This is a genomic window from Mycolicibacterium iranicum, from assembly GCF_002101705.1.
GTDB lineage: Bacteria > Actinomycetota > Actinomycetes > Mycobacteriales > Mycobacteriaceae > Mycobacterium > Mycobacterium iranicum.
Window position 1 is genome coordinate 484,029 of record NZ_LQPC01000047.1, and the last position, 20,077, is coordinate 504,105.

General features: G+C 68.0%; 16 protein-coding genes. 11 read left to right on the forward strand and 5 right to left on the reverse strand.

Going from position 1 to position 20,077, the window contains the following annotated elements; translation table 11 throughout:
* Positions 1–32: 32 nt before the first annotated feature.
* The 4 genes from AWC12_RS23560 to AWC12_RS23575 are packed head-to-tail and all read left to right on the forward strand — an operon-like array spanning position 33 to position 8,074.
* Positions 33–3,368 (forward strand): transglutaminase family protein, encoded by a 3,336-nt coding sequence (locus AWC12_RS23560; RefSeq protein WP_085177238.1) that lies wholly within the window; start codon positions 33–35, stop codon positions 3,366–3,368.
* Complete coding sequence (locus AWC12_RS23565) at positions 3,368–6,067, forward strand: circularly permuted type 2 ATP-grasp protein (RefSeq protein WP_085177240.1); 2,700 nt, start codon at positions 3,368–3,370, stop codon at positions 6,065–6,067. The genes AWC12_RS23560 and AWC12_RS23565 overlap by 1 nt, the downstream gene beginning before the upstream one ends.
* Positions 6,064–6,996 carry a transglutaminase family protein gene (locus tag AWC12_RS23570; RefSeq protein WP_085177242.1) on the forward strand — a complete coding sequence of 311 codons (933 nt, stop codon included), beginning with the start codon at positions 6,064–6,066 and terminating at the stop codon, positions 6,994–6,996. The genes AWC12_RS23565 and AWC12_RS23570 overlap by 4 nt, the downstream gene beginning before the upstream one ends.
* The gene (locus AWC12_RS23575) at positions 6,989–8,074 is read left to right on the forward strand and encodes a zinc-binding metallopeptidase family protein (protein WP_085177448.1); all 1,086 of its coding nucleotides are present in this window, start codon (positions 6,989–6,991) and stop codon (positions 8,072–8,074) included. Before AWC12_RS23570 ends, AWC12_RS23575 begins: the two co-directional genes overlap by 8 nt.
* Here the strand turns inward: AWC12_RS23575 and AWC12_RS23580 are convergent.
* From AWC12_RS23580 to AWC12_RS23600, 5 genes are read right to left on the reverse strand one after another with little or no spacing between them, the layout of a single operon-like run.
* Positions 8,004–10,646, reverse strand: coding sequence for a PEP/pyruvate-binding domain-containing protein (locus AWC12_RS23580; RefSeq protein ID WP_085177244.1), 2,643 nt, complete (start codon positions 10,644–10,646; stop codon positions 8,004–8,006). The two genes, AWC12_RS23575 and AWC12_RS23580, sit on opposite strands and share 71 nt — an antisense overlap.
* A 58-nt stretch (positions 10,647–10,704) precedes the next feature.
* Positions 10,705–11,481: an SDR family NAD(P)-dependent oxidoreductase gene (locus AWC12_RS23585; protein WP_085177246.1), complete on the reverse strand. Its 777-nt coding sequence runs from the start codon at positions 11,479–11,481 to the stop codon at positions 10,705–10,707.
* Positions 11,478–11,954 carry a nuclear transport factor 2 family protein gene (locus AWC12_RS23590; RefSeq protein WP_024445075.1) on the reverse strand — a complete coding sequence of 159 codons (477 nt, stop codon included), beginning with the start codon at positions 11,952–11,954 and terminating at the stop codon, positions 11,478–11,480. Before AWC12_RS23590 ends, AWC12_RS23585 begins: the two co-directional genes overlap by 4 nt.
* The gene (locus AWC12_RS23595; protein ID WP_024445074.1) at positions 11,954–12,739 is read right to left on the reverse strand and encodes an SDR family NAD(P)-dependent oxidoreductase; all 786 of its coding nucleotides are present in this window, start codon (positions 12,737–12,739) and stop codon (positions 11,954–11,956) included. The genes AWC12_RS23590 and AWC12_RS23595 overlap by 1 nt, the downstream gene beginning before the upstream one ends.
* A 40-nt stretch (positions 12,740–12,779) precedes the next feature.
* A complete protein-coding gene (locus tag AWC12_RS23600) occupies positions 12,780–13,355 on the reverse strand; it encodes a hypothetical protein (protein WP_024445073.1) in 576 nt (191 codons plus the stop codon).
* Positions 13,356–13,404: 49 nt separating this feature from the next.
* Between AWC12_RS23600 and AWC12_RS23605 the strand changes: the two genes are divergently transcribed.
* The 7 genes from AWC12_RS23605 (at position 13,405) to AWC12_RS23635 (ending at position 20,074) form a co-directional block, all read left to right on the forward strand.
* The gene (locus tag AWC12_RS23605) at positions 13,405–14,244 is read left to right on the forward strand and encodes a DUF3097 domain-containing protein (RefSeq protein WP_024445072.1); all 840 of its coding nucleotides are present in this window, start codon (positions 13,405–13,407) and stop codon (positions 14,242–14,244) included.
* Positions 14,245–14,253: 9 nt separating this feature from the next.
* Entirely contained in the window at positions 14,254–15,597 is a 1,344-nt protein-coding gene (locus AWC12_RS23610) for a replication-associated recombination protein A (protein ID WP_085177248.1), read from the forward strand.
* Between the two features lie 127 nt (positions 15,598–15,724).
* Positions 15,725–16,033 carry an ArsR/SmtB family transcription factor gene (locus AWC12_RS23615; protein ID WP_051226528.1) on the forward strand — a complete coding sequence of 103 codons (309 nt, stop codon included), beginning with the start codon at positions 15,725–15,727 and terminating at the stop codon, positions 16,031–16,033.
* Positions 16,030–16,503, forward strand: coding sequence for an SRPBCC domain-containing protein (locus AWC12_RS23620; RefSeq protein ID WP_085177250.1), 474 nt, complete (start codon positions 16,030–16,032; stop codon positions 16,501–16,503). Before AWC12_RS23615 ends, AWC12_RS23620 begins: the two co-directional genes overlap by 4 nt.
* Before the next feature lie 122 nt (positions 16,504–16,625).
* Entirely contained in the window at positions 16,626–17,264 is a 639-nt protein-coding gene (locus AWC12_RS23625) for an HD domain-containing protein (RefSeq protein ID WP_085177450.1), read from the forward strand.
* Between the two features lie 9 nt (positions 17,265–17,273).
* Positions 17,274–19,433, forward strand: a complete 2,160-nt coding sequence (locus tag AWC12_RS23630) for an ATP-binding protein (RefSeq protein ID WP_085177252.1) — start codon at positions 17,274–17,276, stop codon at positions 19,431–19,433.
* On the forward strand, positions 19,394–20,074 hold the full coding sequence (locus AWC12_RS23635) for a helix-turn-helix transcriptional regulator (RefSeq protein WP_085177254.1): 681 nt from the start codon (positions 19,394–19,396) through the stop codon (positions 20,072–20,074). The genes AWC12_RS23630 and AWC12_RS23635 overlap by 40 nt, the downstream gene beginning before the upstream one ends.
* Positions 20,075–20,077: the final 3 nt, after the last annotated feature.

The window sequence follows — 20,077 nt, forward strand, 5'->3', positions numbered from 1 at the left end:
CTGCACTGTGGGGTGTGGTGGGATCTAGCGCTATGGGTATCAAGGTGGCGCTGGAGCACCGCACCAGCTACACGTTCGACCGCCTCGTGGAGGTCCATCCGCACGTGGTGCGGCTGCGTCCGGCGCCGCATTCCCGCACACCCATCGAGGCCTACTCGCTTCAGGTCGAACCGGCGGATCACTTCATCAACTGGCAGCAGGACGCCTTCGGAAACTTCCTGGCCAGGTTGGTGTTCCCGTCGCGAACCCGCAGCCTCACGATCACTGTCGGCCTGATCGCCGACATGAAGGTCATCAACCCGTTCGACTTCTTCATCGAGGATTACGCCGAGACGTTCCCGTTCGAATACCCGAAGAACCTTCTCGAAGACCTCAAGCCCTACCTGCGGCCGGTCGACGACACCGGCGAGGGGTCCGGGCCCAGCGATCTCGTCGATGCGTGGGTGAAGAACTTCGTGATCGCCGAAGGCACCCGCACCATCGACTTTCTCGTCGCGCTCAATCGTGCCGTCAACGCCGACGTCGGCTATTCCCTGCGGATGGAACCCGGTGTGCAGACGCCGGAATTCACCTTGCGCACCGGGATCGGATCGTGCAGGGACTCGGCGTGGCTGCTGGTGTCCCTGCTCAGGCAGATGGGCCTGGCCGCCCGGTTCGTCTCCGGCTACCTCGTGCAGCTGACGTCCGATGTCGAGGCGCTCGACGGGCCGTCGGGGCCTGCCGCCGACTTCACCGATCTGCACGCCTGGACCGAGGTCTATATCCCCGGCGCCGGCTGGATCGGCCTGGATCCCACCTCCGGACTGTTCGCCGGGGAAGGCCACATCCCGCTGTCGGCAACGCCGCACCCGGAGTCGGCAGCGCCGATCACCGGCGCCACCGAACCGTCCGAGACGACGCTGGAGTTCAGCAACGTCGTCACACGCATCCACGAAGACCCGAGGGTGACGCTGCCCTACACCGAGGAAACGTGGGCGGCGATCAACGCGCTCGGCAGGCGCGTGGACGACAGGCTGGCCGCGGGTGATGTGCGGCTGACCGTCGGCGGGGAACCCACCTTCGTCTCGATCGACAACCAGGTCGACCCCGAGTGGACCACGGCCGCCGACGGGCCGCACAAGCGCGAGCGGGCCTCGGTGCTCGCGGCGCTGCTGAAGAAGGTTTGGGCGCCGCAGGGGCTGGTGCAGCGCAGCCAGGGCAAGTGGTATCCGGGAGAACCGTTGCCGCGCTGGCAGATCGGACTGTTCTGGCGTGCTGACGGGGAACCGCTGTGGGCCGACGAAGCGCTGCTGGCTGATCCCTGGAAGGAGGGGGGCGACCACCCCGAGATTCCATCGGATGCCTCAGGGCAACTCCTCGCCGTCATCGCCGAGCGCCTCGGCTTGCCGGACAGCCAGGTGCGCCCGGCCTACGAGGATCCGCTGGCGCGACTGGCCGCCGCGGTGCGGCAGCCCAAAGGCCAGCCCGTCGCCGCGGGCGACGATCTGGCTGACGACACCGCGGACGGGCGGGCGGCACTGTTGGCGCGGCTCGAATCATCCGTCGGCGAACCCACCGCCTTCGTGCTGCCGCTGCACCGCTCGGACGATGAGGACAGCTGGGCAAGCGCCGACTGGACGTTCCGCCGAGGACGCATCGTGCTGCTCGACGGCGATTCACCGGCAGGACTGCGACTTCCGCTGGACTCGATCAGCTGGCGGCCGCCCCGGCCGTCGTTCGAGGCCGACCCGATCCAGCGCCGACCCGCACTGCGACCAGGGGGCGGTGCGAAGGCCGCGCCTCCTGCGCCCGTCGTGGCGGAGGAGGACCAGGAATGGGTGCCGACGACCGCACTGGTCGCCGAGATCCGGGACGGCCTGCTCTACGTGTTCCTGCCGCCGACACACGAATTGGAGCATTTCGTCGATCTGGTCGAACGCGTCGAGGCGGCCGCCGCCGCGATCGACTGCCCTGTGGTGATCGAGGGATACGGACCGCCCAGCGATCCGCGCCTGCAGACGATGACGATCACGCCGGACCCGGGCGTCATCGAGGTCAACGTGGCACCCACGAAGAGCTTCGCCGAGCAGCGCGCGCAACTGGAGACGCTGTACGCGCAAGCCCGACTGGCTCGACTGTCCACCGAGACGTTCGACGTCGACGGATCCCACGGCGGCACCGGCGGCGGCAACCACATCACCCTCGGTGGCATCACCCCTGCCGACTCTCCGCTGCTGCGGCGGCCCGATCTGCTGGTGTCGATGCTGACGTACTGGCAACGCCACCCGGCACTGTCCTATCTGTTCTCGGGACGCTTCATCGGCACGACGTCGCAGGCGCCACGCGTCGACGAGGGGAGGGCCGAGTCTCTCTACGAGCTCGAGATCGCATTCGCCGAGATCGCGCGGCTTGCGACGTCGCCGGAGGGGCCGAAAGCCTGGCACACCGACAGGGCTCTTCGTCATCTTCTCACCGACATCACCGGCAACACCCACCGCGCCGAGTTCTGCATCGACAAGCTCTACAGCCCCGACAGCGCGCGGGGCCGGCTCGGGCTGCTGGAACTGCGTGGGTTCGAGATGCCTCCGCATTACCAGATGGCGATGGTGCAGTCGCTGCTCGTCCGCTCGCTGGTGGCCTGGTTCTGGGACGAGCCGTTGCGGGCCCCGCTGATCCGCCACGGCGCCAACCTACATGGCCGGTATCTGTTGCCGCACTTCATCATTCATGACATTGCCGAAGTGGCCGCGGATCTGCGGGCGCACGGGATCGAATTCGACACCAGCTGGCTCGACCCCTTCACCGAATTTCGCTTCCCGCGGATCGGGACCGCGGTGTTCGGTGGCGTGGAGATCGAACTGCGCGAGGCGATCGAACCGTGGAACGTGCTGGGGGAGGAGGCCACCGCGGGCGGTACCGCCCGCTACGTCGACTCGTCGGTGGAACGTCTGCAGGTCCGGCTGATCGGCGCCGACAGGGCCCGCTATATCGTCACCGTCAACGGACACCCAATCCCCATGCTGGCCACCGACAATCACGATGTCCAGGTCGGCGGCGTGCGGTATCGGGCGTGGCAGCCGCCCAGTGCGCTGCACCCGAGCATCACCGTCGACGGTCCGCTGCGATTCGAACTCGTCGACGCCGCCAGCGGGGTGTCGCGCGGAGGCTGCACCTACCATGTCTCCCACCCGGGGGGTCGTGCCTATGATGCGCCGCCGGTGAACGCCGTCGAAGCCGAGTCACGCCGCGGCCGACGCTTCGAAGCAAGCGGTTTCACACCGGGCAAAGTCGACTTGGCGGACCTGCGGGAGAAGCAGGCGCGCCAATCAACCGATGTGGGCGCGCCGGGCATCTTGGATCTGCGGCGAGTGCGTACCGTTCTGCAGTAATGGCCGTCCCCGCAATGCCTCCGATGCCTGGTACAGGTTTCGGAGCGACCGACCTCGACCCACTGGAGCGTTACGGCGCCATGCGGGCGCAGCAGGCGCTGTTCGACGTCCAGCCCCTGGCGAGCGGTCCGTCGACCGGCTATGACGAATTCGTCGATGCACAGGGGGAGGTCCGGCCGGCATGGCAGGAGCTTGCCGACTGTGTGCGGGAGCGGGGTCGCGACGGGCTTGCCCGGCTGCGTGCGGCGGTCCGCGGCCTGGTCGACAACGACGGCATCACCTACGTCCAGGTCGACAGACACGGTGAGGCGATCACCGACACCGACGGCACCGCTGTCCCGGGCCCCTGGCAGCTCGATGCTCTTCCGTTGATCATCGCGGCGCCGGACTGGGATCGGCTGGAAGCCGGTCTCGTGCAGCGCTCCCGACTGCTCGACGCTGTCCTGACCGACCTCTATGGGGACCGGCGCTCGATCACCCGCGGGGTGCTGCCGCCTCAACTGGTGTTCGCCCATCCGGGGTATGTCAGGGCCGCACGCGGCATCGAGGTTCCCGGCCGCCACCAGTTGTTCCTGCACGGCTGCGACATCAGCCGGGCACGATCCGGAGAGTTTCTCGTCAACGCCGACTGGACGCAGGCGCCGTCCGGGGCCGGTTACGCGCTCGCCGACCGGCGCGTGGTGGCCCATGCGATCCCGGACCTCTACGAGCAGATCGGGCCTCGGCCCGCATCGCCGTGGGCCCAAGCGCTGCGGCTGGCCCTCGTCGATGCCGCACCGGAGTCCGCTGAGGAACCCGTTGTCGTGGTCCTCAGCCCTGGCATCCACTCGGAGACGGCGTTCGACCAGGCCTATCTGGCCAGCCTTTTGGGTCTTCCGCTTGTCGAGAGTGCCGATCTGGTCGTGCGTGACGGCAAGTTGTGGATGCGCTCGATGGGCACCCTCAAGCGGGTGGATGTCGTGTTGCGCCGTGTCGATGCCGAGTATGCCGACCCGCTGGACCTGCGACCGGATTCCCGGCTCGGCGTGGTCGGGCTGGTCGAGGTGCTCCGTCGGGGTGCAGTGACGGTGGTCAACACGCTCGGCAGCGGTGTGCTGGAAAGTGCTGGGCTGCTTCGCTTTCTGCCCGAGCTCGCCGAGAAGCTGCTCGGTGAGACGCCGTTGCTGCAAACCTCACCGCTGTATTGGGCAGGCATCGACGTCGAACGGTCGCACCTGCTGGCCCACCTGGCGGAATTGCTCATCAAGCCGGTGACCGGAGGGGATCCGATCGTCGGGCCCGAGCTGTCCGCCGTGCAGCGCCAGTCTTTGGCGGCCCGGATCTCGGCCACGCCATGGCAGTGGGTGGGGCAGGAGTTGCCGCAGTTCTCCTCGGCGCCATCGGATTTCCTACCCGGTGGGTTGTCGTCGCCGAACGTCGGCATGAGACTGTTCTCGGTGTCGCAGCGCAGCGGGTATGCGCCGATGATCGGCGGACTCGGCTATCTGATGGCGCCGGGCAGCAAGGCATATCAACTCAAAACTGTTGCTGCCAAAGATATCTGGGTGCGCACGCCCACCCGTGTCACCGCTGAGAAGATCCCGGCCGCCGGTGCGCTGGATGTCACCGTATCCGATACCGGGCGGCTTCCCGCGCTGGCGAGGTCGAGCCCGACGCAGGAGGTCAGCTCGCCACGCGTGCTCTCCGACCTGTTCTGGATCGGGCGTTACGCCGAACGCGCAGAACACATGTCACGGCTGCTGACCGTGACCCGCGAGCGCTATCACGAATTCCGCTACCGCCGCACGATGGCGGGCAGTGAATGTGTGCCCGTGCTGCTCACCGCGCTCGGCGAGATCACCGGCACGGACACCGGCGCCGGAGCGGACTACGCCGAGATGGTGGCCACCGCCCCCACCACCCTGTGGTCACTCACCGCCGACCGGCACCGGCCCGGGTCGCTGGCCCAGTCGGTGGAGCGCCTGGGCCTGGCGGCCCGTGCGGTACGCGACCAGATGTCGAACGACACGTGGATGGTGTTGTCCGCGCTGGAACGCGCGCTGCTGTACGGCCCTGAGACGCCGCCCGATTCGCGAGCCGAAGGTGATGCGTTCCTCGCGTCGACAAGCACGCAGGTGCTGGCGGGCATGCTCGCGCTGTCGGGCGTGGTCGCGGAGTCGATGGTTCACGACGTCGGCTGGACCATGCTCGATATCGGCAAACGCATCGAGCGCGCCCAGGCGCTGACCGCGCTGCTGCGGGCCACCCTGACCACGGTTCGAGCGCCCGGTGCCGAGCAGACCATCACGGAGTCGACGCTCGTGGCGTGTGAGTCGCTGGTCATCTACCGCCGACGGAATCCCGGCGAGATCAGCGTGGCCGGCGTGGCCGAGCTGGTGCTTTTCGACGCGGCGAACCCCCGCTCGCTGGTCTATCAGCTGGAGCGGCTGCGCGTGCACCTGAGGTCGCTGCCCGGATCATCCGGGTCGTCCCGTCCGGAGCGGATGGTCGACGAGATCGCCACGCGGTTGCGCCGCATCGAACCCGACGAGCTCGAAGCAGCGACGGCGGAGGGCAATCGCGAAGAGCTGGAGGGCTTGTTGCGAGGAATGCACCGCGACCTGCGCGAGTTGTCGTCGGTCATCACGGCGATCCACCTGTCGCTGCCAGGTGACATGCAGCCGCTGTGGGGGCCCGACGAACGGCGGGTAGTGCCGTGACCGCGTTCGCCGACGGGCCGACTGCGTCCGGCTCCTCCCGCTGCTACGAGGTCACCCACCGCACCGCCTATCGGTACTCGGATGTGGTCACCAGTTCGTACGGGCGCGGGTTCCTGACGCCGAGGGACTCGGCGCGCCAGCGTTGTCTGTTCCACGAGCTCGTCATCGAGCCTGGGCCCGCCGACAGCTCTACCAGTCGCGACGGGTGGGGCAACATCAGCTCCTACTTCCACGTCACCGAACGCCACCGCGAGCTGACGATCACCAGCCGATCGGTGGTCGAGGTCGACCCGCCTCCCGCGGACCTGTATCAGGGGCCGTCGGCGCGGGCACCGTGGGAGATCGCGCGCCCGGTGGGCGCCGATGGGGCGCTGGCGACCGAATTCACACTCGACCTTCAGCCGCCGGAAATTACCGAGGAGCTGCGGGCTTATGCCGCGCCCAGCTTCGTCGCAGGCAGGCCGCTGATCGAGGTACTGCGGGACCTGACCGCGCGTATTTTCGGCGACTTCACCTACAAGTCGGGGTCGACGACGGTGTCCACGCAGGTGAGTGAGGTTTTGGCGGCGCGTGAGGGGGTATGTCAGGACTTCGCGCGGCTCGCGATCGCCTGCCTGCGTGCCAATGGTCTGGCAGCCAGCTACGTCTCGGGTTATCTGGCGACCGACCCTCCGCCTGGGAAGGAACGCATGGTGGGAGTTGACGCGACGCACGCTTGGGCGTCGGTGTGGACACCTCAGAATCAATGGCTCGGTCTGGACCCGACCAACAATCAGATGGTCGACGAACGATATGTCACGGTGGGTTTCGGTCGCGACTACGCCGACGTCCCGCCGCTGCGGGGGATCATCTATACCGATTCGGAAAGCAGCGTGATCGACGTGTCGGTCGACGTCGCGCCCTACTACGGAGGTGTTTTCGGTGCGTGACTTCACCTGCCCCAACTGCGGTCAACGATTGTCCTTCGAGAACTCTGTGTGCCTGAACTGCAGGAGCGCCCTGGGTTTCTCCCTCGACGACATGGCGCTGCTGGTGATCGCTCCGCCAGACGAGAGCGAGCATGCCGGAGCGGTCAGCGAGCGGCACTACCAGCTGTGCGCGAATCTTCATCTCGCGGAATGCAATTGGCTGGTGGAGAAGGGGCCGATCGCCAAGCTGTGCGTGTCGTGCGCGTTGACTCGGACGCGGCCCAACGACGCCGACACCGTTGCACTTGCGGCGTTCGCGACCGCCGAGAGGGCCAAGCGGCGGCTCATCGCCGAACTCCACGAACTCAAGCTGCCGATCATCGGTCGAGACCTCGATCCCCAGTTCGGGCTTGCTTTCGACCTGCTGTCGAGTCAGTTCGAGAAGGTGTTCACCGGCCACGAGAACGGGGTGATCACACTGGATCTCGCCGAGGGCGACGACGTGCATCGTGAGCAACTGCGCATCTCGATGGATGAACCGTATCGGACGTTGCTCGGACACTTCCGTCATGAGATCGGTCACTACTACCAGTACCGGCTGATTGGCACCTCGCAGGCCTACCTGGACCGCTATCACGAACTGTTCGGCGATCCCGAGGCCGACTACCAGGCGGCGCTGGACCGGCATTACAGCGAGGGGGCCCCGGCGGGGTGGGAGGACAACTATGTGTCCTCGTATGCGACCATGCACCCTGCCGAGGACTGGGCGGAGACCTTCGCCCACTACCTGCATATCCGGGACACGCTCGACACCGCAGCCGCGTTCAGCTTCGCGCCGGCAACCGCGACCTATGACCGAAGAGTGTTGGGCCCCAGTAGTTTCGACACGCTGATCGACCTGTGGCTGCCGTTGTCCTGGGCGCTCAACCAGGTTAATCGATCGATGGGCAAGGACGACATCTACCCGTTCGTCCTCCCGCCGCCTGTGCTGGAGAAGATGCGCTTCATCCACACCGTGATCGATGAGGTCACGTCGAACCCGGCGAAGCTGGCTGAGGTCGGGGCGCCGGCGGACGACCAGGGCCAGCAGCTGGATTAGGGGTTGCGCCGGGTGCGGAATCCACCGGCACGGCAACAGGATCGACGAGGGTGACCGACCCGCTCGTTCCGTCGACACGGATGCGCTGCCCAGCGCGAAAGCGCGTCGTGGCGTTCTCGATGCCCGCGACTGCGGGTATTCCATATTCGCGGGCAACCAACGCGCCGTGTGACATCACGCCGCCCACCTCCATGACCAGCGCGCCCGCCAACAAGAACAAGGGTGTCCAGCCCGGGTCTGTGCTCGCCGCCACGATCACCTCGCCGGGTTGGAGATTCGCGCCGACGGGCGAATGCAGCACGCGGACCGTTCCCTCGTACACCCCGGGGGAGAGGGGAGATCCGACGAGCACCTGGGCCGCCGCGGTGGTCTCCGTCGCGGCTCCGTAGGCGACCTCGCCGTCACTGGTGAGGACACGGGGAATCAAGCGGCGCTGCATCTCTCGCTGAAACACCTCACGGTTGCGCTGCGCGAGTGCACGCAGGTCGACGCCTTGGCCGCCCAGCGCGGCGCGCACGTCGACACCTTCGACGAAGAAGATGTCGTCGCCCTCGTCGAGCAACCCGCGGGCAACGAGCGCCGCGCCGCAGCGCTGCAGTGTGCGTCTGCCGAGGGCGATCGCCCGGACCATGTCGAACTTGGGCCGTTCTCGCAATCCGCCGAGGTCTAGATGGTGGGCCAACATCTTTCGCAGAAGACCCGCTCGCAGAGGTCCCTGGCTTCGGCGGACGGCAGCGATGAGATTCTCCGCAGCAGCCCGCGCTTCGTCGGCTCCCTCCTCGAATGCGTCCAGGGCTCCGGAGTCCCGATACCCCTTGATGAGCTCGACGACGTACGTGGGATCGTCGGACAGCCGGGGCAGTCCGAGGTCGACCTCGCGATCCGGTGCACGATGGCCGAACTTGGCAAGAACCTCAACGACGCCCGGGCTGTTGGCGCTCGGCTCACGTCCGGCCGCCGCGTGTTCGCGGGCCAGCTGGGCGAGTGCGGCGCCCATGGCGATCGTCGGATCGTGCGGAAGCCACCGAAGCACGGGGGCGAATGCCTCCGATGAGCCGAGCCACCGCCGCGTGAGCCGTTCGATGACCACCCTCAGTAACCACTCGCCGTACGCGGGGGTGAGCTGGCGCACCACCATGTCACAGGTCGCCACGGGCAGTTCTTGCTCGACGAAACGTAGCTGCTCTTCCGGGGACGACAGCAGCACGGCTCGACGTTCGAGGTCCGCGAGATCGCTAACCGCGCGAGCGATCAGCCGCCGGCGCGCGTGGTCCGGTGCCGTGACGGCGCCGATGGTCCCGGCCAGCAGCGACGGCACCAGCACGGCAAGCCCCCGCGGAAACTTCACGGACTGCGGTGCCGACAGGCGTTTACCGTTGTCGGCCAACCACGTTCGCAACGCGTTGCTACCAGCCGGGTCCTTCATTTCGAAGTTGGCCACCACGCGCGCGGCGAGCCGCGGCCGCGCCACGAGGGGCGTGACGTCCAGGAACAGGCGGTCCGCAACAATCGGCATCCAGCTCGGGGTGTCATCGCCGGGTCGTGGTCGGCGCCCGGACATCCAATACCGGATCCAGCCGGTGACCATTGTGCGGAAGAACGCGTTCCCGCTGGGCGTCATGGGTTCTGCCAGCCCCTGGGCGACGAGCATGACCGGGACGTACACCCGCAGGCCGGGTTCTGACGTGGCCGGGATCGGAAACAGCGAGGTGATCGGCCTGGACTGCAGCAACCACAGGTGACCGTCGGTGTCCACGGCCCACTCGATGTCTTGCGGCATGCCGAAAGACGCTGCGGCGCGTGCGCCGAGGTCGAGGAGTTGGGCAAGTTGCCGCGGTGTGAGCAGCCGCCGCTGCGGCGCGCGCAGCGGCTGTCGTGTCACGGCGTCGAGGATCCACTGTTCGGGTGTCACCTCGCCGCCGACGACGGCGTCACCCAACTCGGGCGCAGCCTCGATCACGACACGGTCGCGTCGGCCCGACAGCGGATCGGCGGTGAACATGACACCCGCCACCTCGGCGGGCACCATCTTCTGGACCACTACTGCGATCGAAACATTCTGATGCGCAATGTCTCTGTCTCGGCGATAGGCGATTGCGCGGGCAGTCCACAACGACGACCAGCACCGCCGGATCGCATCGCAGAGGGAATCCACGCCGGTGATCGTCAGGAAGGTGTCCTGCTGCCCGGCGAAGCTGGCGTCCGGAAGGTCCTCGGCGGTGGCCGATGACCGAACGGCCAGCGACGTCGCCCCGAGCCTGCCGTAGGCAGCGCTGACCTGTTCACACAACTCGGCCGACATCGACGCCGCCTCGAGTGCGCTACGCAGGCGCGTGGACGCTGCGTGGACGGCGTCGGGATCGTCGCCGAGGCCGGTCAGTTCGTGATCGATGAACGCGTCGAGTCCGTGGTCTGAGATGAAATCGCGGTAGGCCCTGGTGGTCACCACGAAGCCGGCGGGAACGGGCAAGCCGGCTTGCGTCAGCACGGCGAGGTTCGCACCCTTGCCGCCGGTGTGGGCAGCGTCGGCCGCGCCGGCCTCGTCGAGCCATCGCACGGTGAGGTCGGTCATGGTTGGCGACGCTAGTGACCCGTTCTGTCGACCGACAGGGGCAGAAGACCCTAACCGGTCACGCGTCGAGATCCGGGGCCCAGGCCACCCCGTTGATGTGCGCACCGCCGTCGACGAAGAGCGTGTTGCCGGTCAGATACCGCGACCCCTCGGAGGCGAGAAAGACCGCCACCGGCGCGATGTCGTCGTAGGGGTCACCCATGCGGCCCATCGGGTTCGCCGCATCCGCGAGCGCCGCGAGTTCGGGGTGTCCGCCCACCGCGCGCAGGAACGCCTGGCTCTTGGCTGCGGGACACAGCGCGTTGACCGTGACCCCGGTCGGCGCCCACTCCCGCGCCGCCGTGCGGGTCAGCGCGCGCAGAGCTTCCTTGGCGGCGTTGTACTCCAGCGAGCCGACGTGCGCGTTGACGCCGTTGAGGCTGCACAGGTTGACGACTCGGCCCCAACCGGCGGCCTTCATGTAGGGGTAGGCGGCGCGCATCGCCCAGAACGGCCCGTAATAGCCGACCGCGATGCCGTCGGCGAGCTGGCGGTCGGTCTTGTGCTCCACGCGGCCGATGGCACCGCCGCCCCAGGCGTTGTTGACCAGAATGTCGAGCGATCCGTATTCCGAGGCCGCGGCCTCGACAGCACGCTCGACTTGTCCGCGGTCGGAGACGTCGGTGCCGACGAAAAGGCCTCCGATGCCCTCGGCCACCGCCCGTCCCGCAGCCTCGTCACACTCGGCGACGACCACCCGGGCGCCCTCGTCGGCGAACCGTCTGGCGATGCCCTCGCCGATACCCGCGCCGGCACCCGTCACGAGGGCGACCCGGCCGTCCAGCGCGCCTCTCATTGTGTTGCTCCATCCGAAAGCAGTTGGCGGGCAGCGGGTTTGCCGTCCAGTGCCGCAGTGGTTCGGCTGGTGATCTGCCAGCGGCCGTCGATTCGGCGCAAGCGGAAGAGGTTCGCACCGGCCCGTCCCACCGCGAAGCGGCCCTGCCGATGTACCAGCAGCGCCGACTCGCACACCGCCACCGCAACGTCACCGTCGACGGTCACGACCGCCGGGCCGAGGAAGTGGCAGCAACCGCCCTCGATCAGGCCCTGGTGCTGCGGCGAACGGACCATCGCGGCGACGTCGTCGCGGCTGCGCATCGACCAGCCCTCGACCTCGTACGTGCCGTCTTGGGCCCACAGGTCGCCGACCGCCTCGGCGTCACCGGCGTCGACCAGCGGGCCGTAGCGCGCGATCATCCGCTCGATCTCGCGCTCGTCCTCGATGCGGCGCAGTCGGCGTTCCAAGGCGGCGAGTCGTTCGTCGCTCATCACTGTCCACCCATCAGTTGCTGCATGAACCGGTGTGCGCCGAGGACCACCTTGGCTCTGTCGGGGTGGTTGCGCCGGGCGACGTCGGCCTCGTTGCCGCCCGCGATGTGCACGGGACCGAACGGCAGACGGTCGAGGCCCTCCGCGGCGACGGCGGCGGGTTCGGCGACCCGCAGCCCCGGCACGTCGAAGTTCAGCCCGACCCTTTCCATGGCCGGCGTGCGGGTAACCCCGAGCACCAGCTCGAGCACGTGAACGTCGAACTCCCGCAACTCAAGCCAGAGACCCTCGGCGAAGATCCGGCCGAACGCCTTCACGCCGCCGTAGACAGTGTGACGCGTCGAGCCAAGGTAGCCCGCCATCGAGCCGACCATCAGGATGCCGCCGCGGCGGCGTTCCCGCATGGGGCGGCCGAAGTGCGCCACCAACGTCATCAGCGCAGTGATGTTGAGGTCGACCACCCGGCCGAAGTCGGGAAGCGCGCCGTCGAGGAATTCTTCGCTGCAGGTGTTGGCGCCTGCGTTGTAGATCAGCAGGCCCACCTCCAGATCGGATGTCGCAGCAATCACCTCCTCGACCTCGTCGACGAGATCGATTGCCAGCGTTCGGGTTTCGACACCCGACTGACGGCAACGGGCCGCCGTATGCTCTAGCGGCCCTGGCTTGCGCGCGATGAGCACCAGGTTCACCCCGGCGGCGGCCAGCAACGCCGCGAATTCCGCGCCCACGCCTTCCGAGCCTCCCGCGATCACAGCCCATGGCCCGTAGGTCGACAGATCTGCCACCGGTCGATCATGGCGTACGACGGCCAGGGCCGGGTCCGCTTCACTCCATCCGGAGAAACGCCCGACCCCGCGGCGACAACCGGTAGCCGACGTCGAGGCTGATCGTCAGGCCGAGACCTTTGAGCTGACGCACCCGGCGCTTGAACCGCGGCACATCCATGCCGAAGCCCGCGGCCAGGTCCGGGGCCCGCACCGCCTCGTTCTCGCCGATGGTCCTCAGGTAGTCGCGCGTCCACGTCGTTTCGGCCGCCGCGTCCCACCGGTCCAACCGGCCGGCGATGGCCGCGACGTCGTCGGCGGTCAGCGTGTCGTCGGCAGCCAGATCCGGCCGCTCGTCGGGAGCCACGAACGACACCGTGATCACATAGGTGTGCGCAGCGGGCCTGCGGTCCAGGTCGGCCTGAGCGGTCTTGGCGTCGGGGTACCCGGCCGCTCGCGCCTCGGCCGCGCTCACCCGGTAGCGGCCCGGCTTCTCGACGACGTCGTCGATGTGGATGGTGCCCACCTGGGTGCGCTGGGTGCCGCCCACCCTCGCCCGAGGCGAGTCCCACCGGCGCAGCACGACGGTGATGCTGCCGTCGGCGATGCCCTGCGCCGTGGCACGATTCAGCAACACACGGCTGATGTTAAGCGGAGAACGCGGCCGCTTTCCCTAGGATCACCCGGTGGCTGATCGCTATGGAACCGACATTCTTGCCAGCAATCCGCACCAGTCGCGCAAGCCGCGCTCGACCGAGCGGGCCATCGAGATCGGCATGGTCGTCGAGGACGCCCAGACCGGATTCGTGGGGGCGATCGTCCGGGTCGAGTACGGCCGCATGGAACTCGAGGATCGCAACGGTCGCACCAAACCGTTCCCCGTCGGGCCCGGTTACCTGATCGACGGCAAGCCCGTCATCTTGACTCCGCCCAAGAGGGCGGCGCCTGCGGGGCCGACACGCACCGCATCGGGTTCGCTTGCCGTCAAGGGGTCGCGTGCGAAAGTCGCTCTGGCGAGCCGTATCTACGTCGAAGGGCGCCACGACGCCGAGCTCGTCGAGCAGGTCTGGGGCGAGGATCTGCGCGTGGAGGGTGTCGTCGTCGAATACCTGGGTGGCGTCGACGACCTGGCCGCCATCGTCGCGGACTTCCAGCCGGGACCCGGTCGCCGGCTCGGCGTGCTCGTCGACCATCTGGTGGCCGGCTCCAAGGAGGCACGCATCGCCGAGCAGGTGCGGCGCGGCCCGGGAGGGGAGCACACGCTCGTCGTCGGGCATCCGTTCATCGATATTTGGGAGGCGGTCAAACCCGCGCGCATCGGCGTCGCGCACTGGCCCGTCGTTCCGAAAGGCCAGGATTGGAAGCACGGCGTGTGTGAAGCCCTGGGATGGCGTCACCGGGACCAGGCCGACATCGCGGCCGCGTGGCAGAAGATCCGGGGGCGGGTCCGGGACTGGACCGACCTGGAGCCCGAGCTGATCGGCCGGGTCGAGGAGCTGATCGACTTCGTCACTGCTCCCGTGTAAGCAGGGAGCGTGTCCGACAGTCTGTTCGAGGTCCCGGGCGAGGTCCCCGCGGCCAGCGGCGTCCCGCCGCCGGGCGCGTCGTCGCCGCTGGCGGTGCGGATGCGTCCGGCGTCCCTCGACGAGGTGGTCGGGCAGGGACATCTGCTCAAGCCGAACTCACCGCTGCGCCGACTGATCGAGGGCTCCGGTGCGGCGTCGGTGATCCTGTACGGGCCGCCCGGTACGGGCAAGACGACGCTCGCGTCGATGATCTCGCAGGCCACCGGTCGCCGGTTCGAGGCGCTGTCGGCGCTGGCCGCCGGCGTCAAAGAGGTGCGCGCCGTGATCGATGTGGCACGGCAGGCGGCGGTGCGCGGCGAGCAGACCGTGCTGTTCATCGATGAGGTGCACCGGTTCTCCAAGACGCAGCAGGATGCGCTGCTGGCGGCTGTGGAGAACCGTGTCGTGCTGCTGGTCGCCGCCACCACCGAGAATCCGTCGTTCTCCGTCGTCGCACCGCTGCTGAGCCGCTCGCTGATCCTGCAATTGCAGCCGCTCACCCCGGCGGATATCGAGACGGTGCTCCGCCGCGCCATCTCCGACTCACGCGGACTGGCCGGCAAGGTCAGCGTGAACGACGAGGCGGTCGCGTTGCTGGTGCAGCTGTCTGCCGGCGATGCCCGCCGGGCGCTGACGGCACTTGAGGTGGCCTCCGAAACAGTCACAGCGTCGGGCGAGGAGGTGACCGTCGAGGTCATCGAGCAGTCGCTGGACAGGGCCGCGGTGCGCTACGACCGCGACGGCGATCAGCACTACGACGTCATCAGCGCGTTCATCAAGTCCGTCCGCGGCTCCGACGTCGACGCCGCGCTGCACTATCTGGCGCGGATGCTGGTGGCGGGGGAGGACCCGCGGTTCGTGGCGCGCCGACTGATGATCCTGGCCAGCGAGGACATCGGCATGGCCGATCCGACCGCGCTCCCGACCGCTGTTGCGGCCGCGCAGACGGTGCAACTCATCGGTATGCCCGAAGCGCAGCTGACGCTGGCGCACGCGACGGTCCACCTCGCGACGGCGCCCAAATCCAATGCGGTGACCAACGCGCTCGGCGCGGCGATGGCCGACATCCGGGCGGGGAAGGCGGGTCTGGTGCCGGCTCACCTGCGCGACGGGCACTACTCGGGCGCGCAGAAGATGGGCAACGCCGTCGGCTACAAGTATGCCCATGACGAGCCGGGCGGCGTTGCGGCGCAACAGTATCCGCCCGAAGAACTGGTGGGCGTCGACTACTACCAGCCGACCGGGTACGGCGCCGAACGCGACATTTCGACGAGGTTGGAAAAGCTGCGCGCGATCATCCGCCGCAAGCGCTGAGACTTGGCACCTCTTGACACCCGCGCGCAGCCCCCTTACCGTTGTAATCAACCAATTCATTGATCAAGCTAAAGGTTGATTATTGGCGAGTAGCGGGGACGAGGCGGCCCAGCTGGATCGGGCTTTCATGGCGCTGGCGGACCCGGTGCGGCGTGCGATGGTGGCACGCCTGTCGCGGGGTCCGGCGACCGTCAACGAGCTGGCTGCTCCGTTCGGAATCACGAAACAGGCGGTGTCCAAACACATTCAGGTCCTCGAGCAGGCGGGCCTGGTCACCAGGACCCGGGATGCGCAGCGCAGGCCGGTGCACCTGGACGCCGCCGCGCTGGAGTCCCTGACCGCATGGATAGACCGGTACCGACTCACCGCCGAACGCAATTACCGCCGGCTGGACTCCCTGCTGGCCACGATGACAGATGAGGAGAAACCGACATGACGAAAGCTCTCGACCTCACGGCCCCGGTCGACACCCTGGCCATGGAGTTCACCCGCGAGTTCGATGCGCCCGTGGACGCCTTGTATCGCGCCCACGCCGAACCCGAACTGGTCAAGGAGTGGCTGGGCCCGCACGGACTCGAGATGGACATCAGCGAGTGGAACTTCACCGACCACGGCGGGTACCGCTACTCACACAGCAACGAGCACGGCACCTTCCACTTCAACGGCACCTTCCATACCGTGCGGGCAGGCGAATTCATCGCGCAGACTTTCGAATTCGAGGGTGCGCCCGACATGGTGAACATCGAGTTCCTGTGGTTCGAGGACCTCGGTGGTGGCAGGTCGAGGCTGCGCGGCCGGTCCATCTGCCCCAACATCGAGGCGCGCGACGCGCTGCTGGCCTCGGGGATGGAGGGCGGAATGACGCAGGGCTACGAGAAGCTGGACGCGCTGCTCGCCCGCGGCTGAGTCCAGTCCTGCCCGGGTGTTCCCCGGGCCAGGACCGGGGGTCGGCACGGGCGCGATGGGGAGCCGCGGCTCCCGATCATGGAGGTGATCCACGGTCACTCCAACACGAGAGAGAGCCCATGATGGCCGAAACGATTGCCGGGGTCGTCATCCCCGACACCCACCTGGTCCGGGAAGCCACCGAGATGGTGAGGACCGTCACCGATGAACTGCTCTACCACCACTCGCGGCGGGTGTATCTGTGGGGCGCGCTGCAGGGCGCGCGCCGTGGGCTGGTGCCCGATGCCGAGCTGCTCTACATCGGCGCCATGTTCCACGACCTCGGGCTCACCGCTGAGCACGGCAGCAGCGACCAACGCTTCGAACTCGATGGCGCCGATGCTGCTCGCGCTTTCCTGCGCAGCCACGGCGTCCGCGAAGAGGAGGCCCGGAACGTGTGGCTGGGGATTGCGCTGCACACCACGCCCGGCATCACCGAACGTCTCGAGCCCGAGATCGCACTGGTAACTGCCGGTGTTGAGACCGACGTGCTCGGCCTCAACCTCGACGCGCTGACGTCGGCAGAGATCCAGGAAGTCATCGCCGCCCATCCCCGGGTGAACTTCAAAAGTTCAATCCTTCGGGCGTTCTATGACGGGATGAAGTGCAGGCCCGACACCACGTTCGGCACGATGAACGACGATGTGATCGCGCACTTCGACCCCACCTTCGCCCGCGCAGATTTCGTCACACTGATCGAGTCCAACGCGCTGCCCGGCTGACGATCCGAGGTGAACATCGCAGCGGTGAACAGCCTCGACAACCTGTCAGTCGATGCCAAAATGGGAGGCGTGGCTGCACAGGGCGGACTGCTAGGACGCCGGCACGAACAGCAAGAGCTGGCGCGGCTGATCGACGGCACGCGTCACGGGCGGAGCGGGTCGCTGGTCATACGCGGTGAACCGGGCATCGGCAAGACCGCACTGATCAACGATGCGCTCACTCATGCCGCGCAGCTGCAATGCATCGAGATCAGCGGAGTGGAGTATGAATCCGAGCTCCCGTATGCCAGCCTGCACCAGGTCTGTCGGCCGTTGCTCGGCCACCTCGACGATCTCCCGCCTCCGCAGCGCCAGGCGCTCCTCGTCGTGTTCGGGATGACGGGAGGGGACCCACCTGACCGCTTCCGGGTCGCCATGGCGGCGATGAGACTGCTCGGGGAGGCGGCCCGGACCGGTCCCGTGGTGTGTGCGGTCGACGACGCGCAGTGGGTCGATCGGGCATCCCTACAGGCGCTCGCGTTCATCGCCCGCCGGCTCTCCGCGGACCCGATCGCGATGGTCTTCGCCGCCCGCCCGTCGTTCGACGGCACCGAACTCGCGGGTCTTCCGGAACTGTGGCTGCGCGGCCTCGACGACCGCGCCGCACGGGAACTGCTGGCCAGGTCTCTTCCCGGCCATCTCGACGAGCGCACCCACGACAGCATCCTCTCCGAAGCGGCCGGGAATCCGTTGGCCCTGCTGGAACTGCACCGCGCACTGACCCCGGTGCAGCTGGCGGGCGGCTGGGGACTGGCGAAAGCCGGGGCCGACGGGGTCGAGGCGGTGTATTCAGGCATGCTCGCCCGCCTGCCGACTCCGACCACGACGCTGCTCCTGGTGGCCGCCGCCGAACCCGGAGGCGAACCCGCCGACGTCTGGGCTGCTGCAGCCCGGCTCGGGGTAGGAATCGAGGCGGCCGAACCCGCCGAGGATGCAGGTCTTTTGACCTTCGACAGGCAGATCAGATTTCGGCACCCGCTGGTGCGGTCCGCCGTCTACCGATTCGCGACGCCTGCCCAACGCCGGGCCGCCCATCAGGCTTTGGCCGAGGTGCTGCTGGGTCGTGTCGACGAGGCCAGGCGTGTGTGGCACCGAGCGCACGCCGCCGCAGGCCCGGACGAGTCCGTGGCCGTCGAGCTCGAGGCGGCAGCCCGAAAGGCAAGGGCCCGTGGAGGAGTCGCCGCTGCGGCAGCCTTCCTCACCTCTGCGCTGGAACTCACCGCCGACCCCGCCTCGCGCGACAGACGCGCCGAGGAAGCAGCCAGAGCGACTCTCGACGCCGGTGCGCCGGACGACGCGGCAGCGCTGCTCTCGCGCATCGACACGACGGCGACCGCCTCGGTGCCGGCCCCGATCGAAATCCTGCGGGCCGAGATCGCCTTCGCGACCCGGCGCGGCGGCGACACGCCGGTGGTGTTGCTCGGCTGCGCCGAACGTCTCAAATCGATCGACCCGGCGCTCTCCCGGCAGACCTACCTCAAGGCGATCCTGACATCCATCTTCGCCGGACGGCTCTCCGAGTCCGATGCGGCGGATCCTGCCGCGGTCGCTGCTGCCTGTGCGGAGGTCTTGCCCGCTGTCGACAAGCCGAAAGCCCCGGACCTTCTTTTGGACGGTTTGGTGCGGCGATTCACCACGGGTTACCGGTCGGCCGCCCCCGTTTTGGCGCACGCACTGCGCGAGTTCTGCAATGACGCGGCGGCGCGTCGCGCCGACGCCCAGTGGTACGGCCTGGCCGGCCGGGTCGCACTCGACCTGTGGGACCAGACGGCGTGGGCGGCGATCGGACAGTGGCAGGTCGATGCGCTGCGTCGCAGCGGAATGCTCACGCTGCTGCCCGTGGCCCTGGCCCACCGTGCCGGCGTCGCGGTGCACGCGGGCAGGTTGGCCCCGAAGCCGAGGGCTTCATCACAGAGGCGCAGGCGATCTCGGCGGCCATCGGCGTACCCGCGCCCGGTTACATCGAACCGGTGCTCGCGGCATTTCGCGGGCAACGCGAGCAGACCGTCGAGCTCGTGCGGGAAGGTACCGACAGCGGGACCGAGCGCGGCGAGGGCAGGGTCATCCCTCTGGTCGGATATGCGGAAGCGGTGCTGCACAACACCTTCGGCGACTACGACGGCGGTCTGAGGGCGACCCGATGGGCAATTCAATACGACGATCTCGGGATGTCGGGTTACGGACTGGTCGAGCGCGTCGAGGCGGGTGCGCTTTCGGGCGACCACGCGACGGCGCATGAGGCGCTCGATCAACTCCTCGAACGCACCACAGCCAGCGGTACCGACATGGCAAAGGGCATGGCTGCTCGCTCGCGAGCGCTGCTGGCCGACGGTAGCCGGGCCGAAGAACTGTTCGCCGAAGCACTTGAGCACCTACGGCGCTGCGAGGTCGACATGCTGCTCGCCCGAGTGCACCTGCTGTATGGCGAGTGGTTGTTACGCCGGGGCCGTCCGGAAGCGGCTGCGCAGCTGCGCAAGGCTTACGGCGTGTTCGACGCGGCCCGGGCGGAGGCGCTGGCTGCCCGGGCGCGCCGAGGGCTGTCGGGGCTCGGTGAGTCGGTGCCTGCGCCGAGAAGCGGACCGGCCGATCGGCTGGGCAGGCAGGAACTCGCCATCGCTCGACTGGTGCGTGGCGGACACACGAACGCCGAGATCGCGGAGCAGCTGTTCCTGAGCCCTCGGACCGTGGAATGGCATCTGACCAAGATCTTCGGCAAGCTCGGAATCGCATCGCGCCGCGAGTTGCGCACCGTATTGGCCGATACCGGGTAGCCC

What these genes read in the sequence shown, in the direction of transcription:
- AWC12_RS23565 (WP_085177240.1), top strand. Translation starts at nt 3,368, where the DNA reads ATGGCCGTCCCCGCAATGCCTCCGATGCCTGGTACAGGTTTCGGAGCG.
- AWC12_RS23560 (WP_085177238.1), top strand. Translation starts at nt 33, where the DNA reads ATGGGTATCAAGGTGGCGCTGGAGCACCGCACCAGCTACACGTTCGAC.
- AWC12_RS23590 (WP_024445075.1), bottom strand. Translation starts at nt 11,954, where the DNA reads ATGAGCGACGAACGACTCGCCGCCTTGGAACGCCGACTGCGCCGCATC.
- AWC12_RS23620 (WP_085177250.1), top strand. Translation starts at nt 16,030, where the DNA reads ATGACGAAAGCTCTCGACCTCACGGCCCCGGTCGACACCCTGGCCATG.
- AWC12_RS23625 (WP_085177450.1), top strand. Translation starts at nt 16,626, where the DNA reads ATGGCCGAAACGATTGCCGGGGTCGTCATCCCCGACACCCACCTGGTC.
- AWC12_RS23580 (WP_085177244.1), bottom strand. Translation starts at nt 10,646, where the DNA reads ATGACCGACCTCACCGTGCGATGGCTCGACGAGGCCGGCGCGGCCGAC.
- AWC12_RS23615 (WP_051226528.1), top strand. Translation starts at nt 15,725, where the DNA reads ATGGCGCTGGCGGACCCGGTGCGGCGTGCGATGGTGGCACGCCTGTCG.
- AWC12_RS23585 (WP_085177246.1), bottom strand. Translation starts at nt 11,481, where the DNA reads ATGAGAGGCGCGCTGGACGGCCGGGTCGCCCTCGTGACGGGTGCCGGC.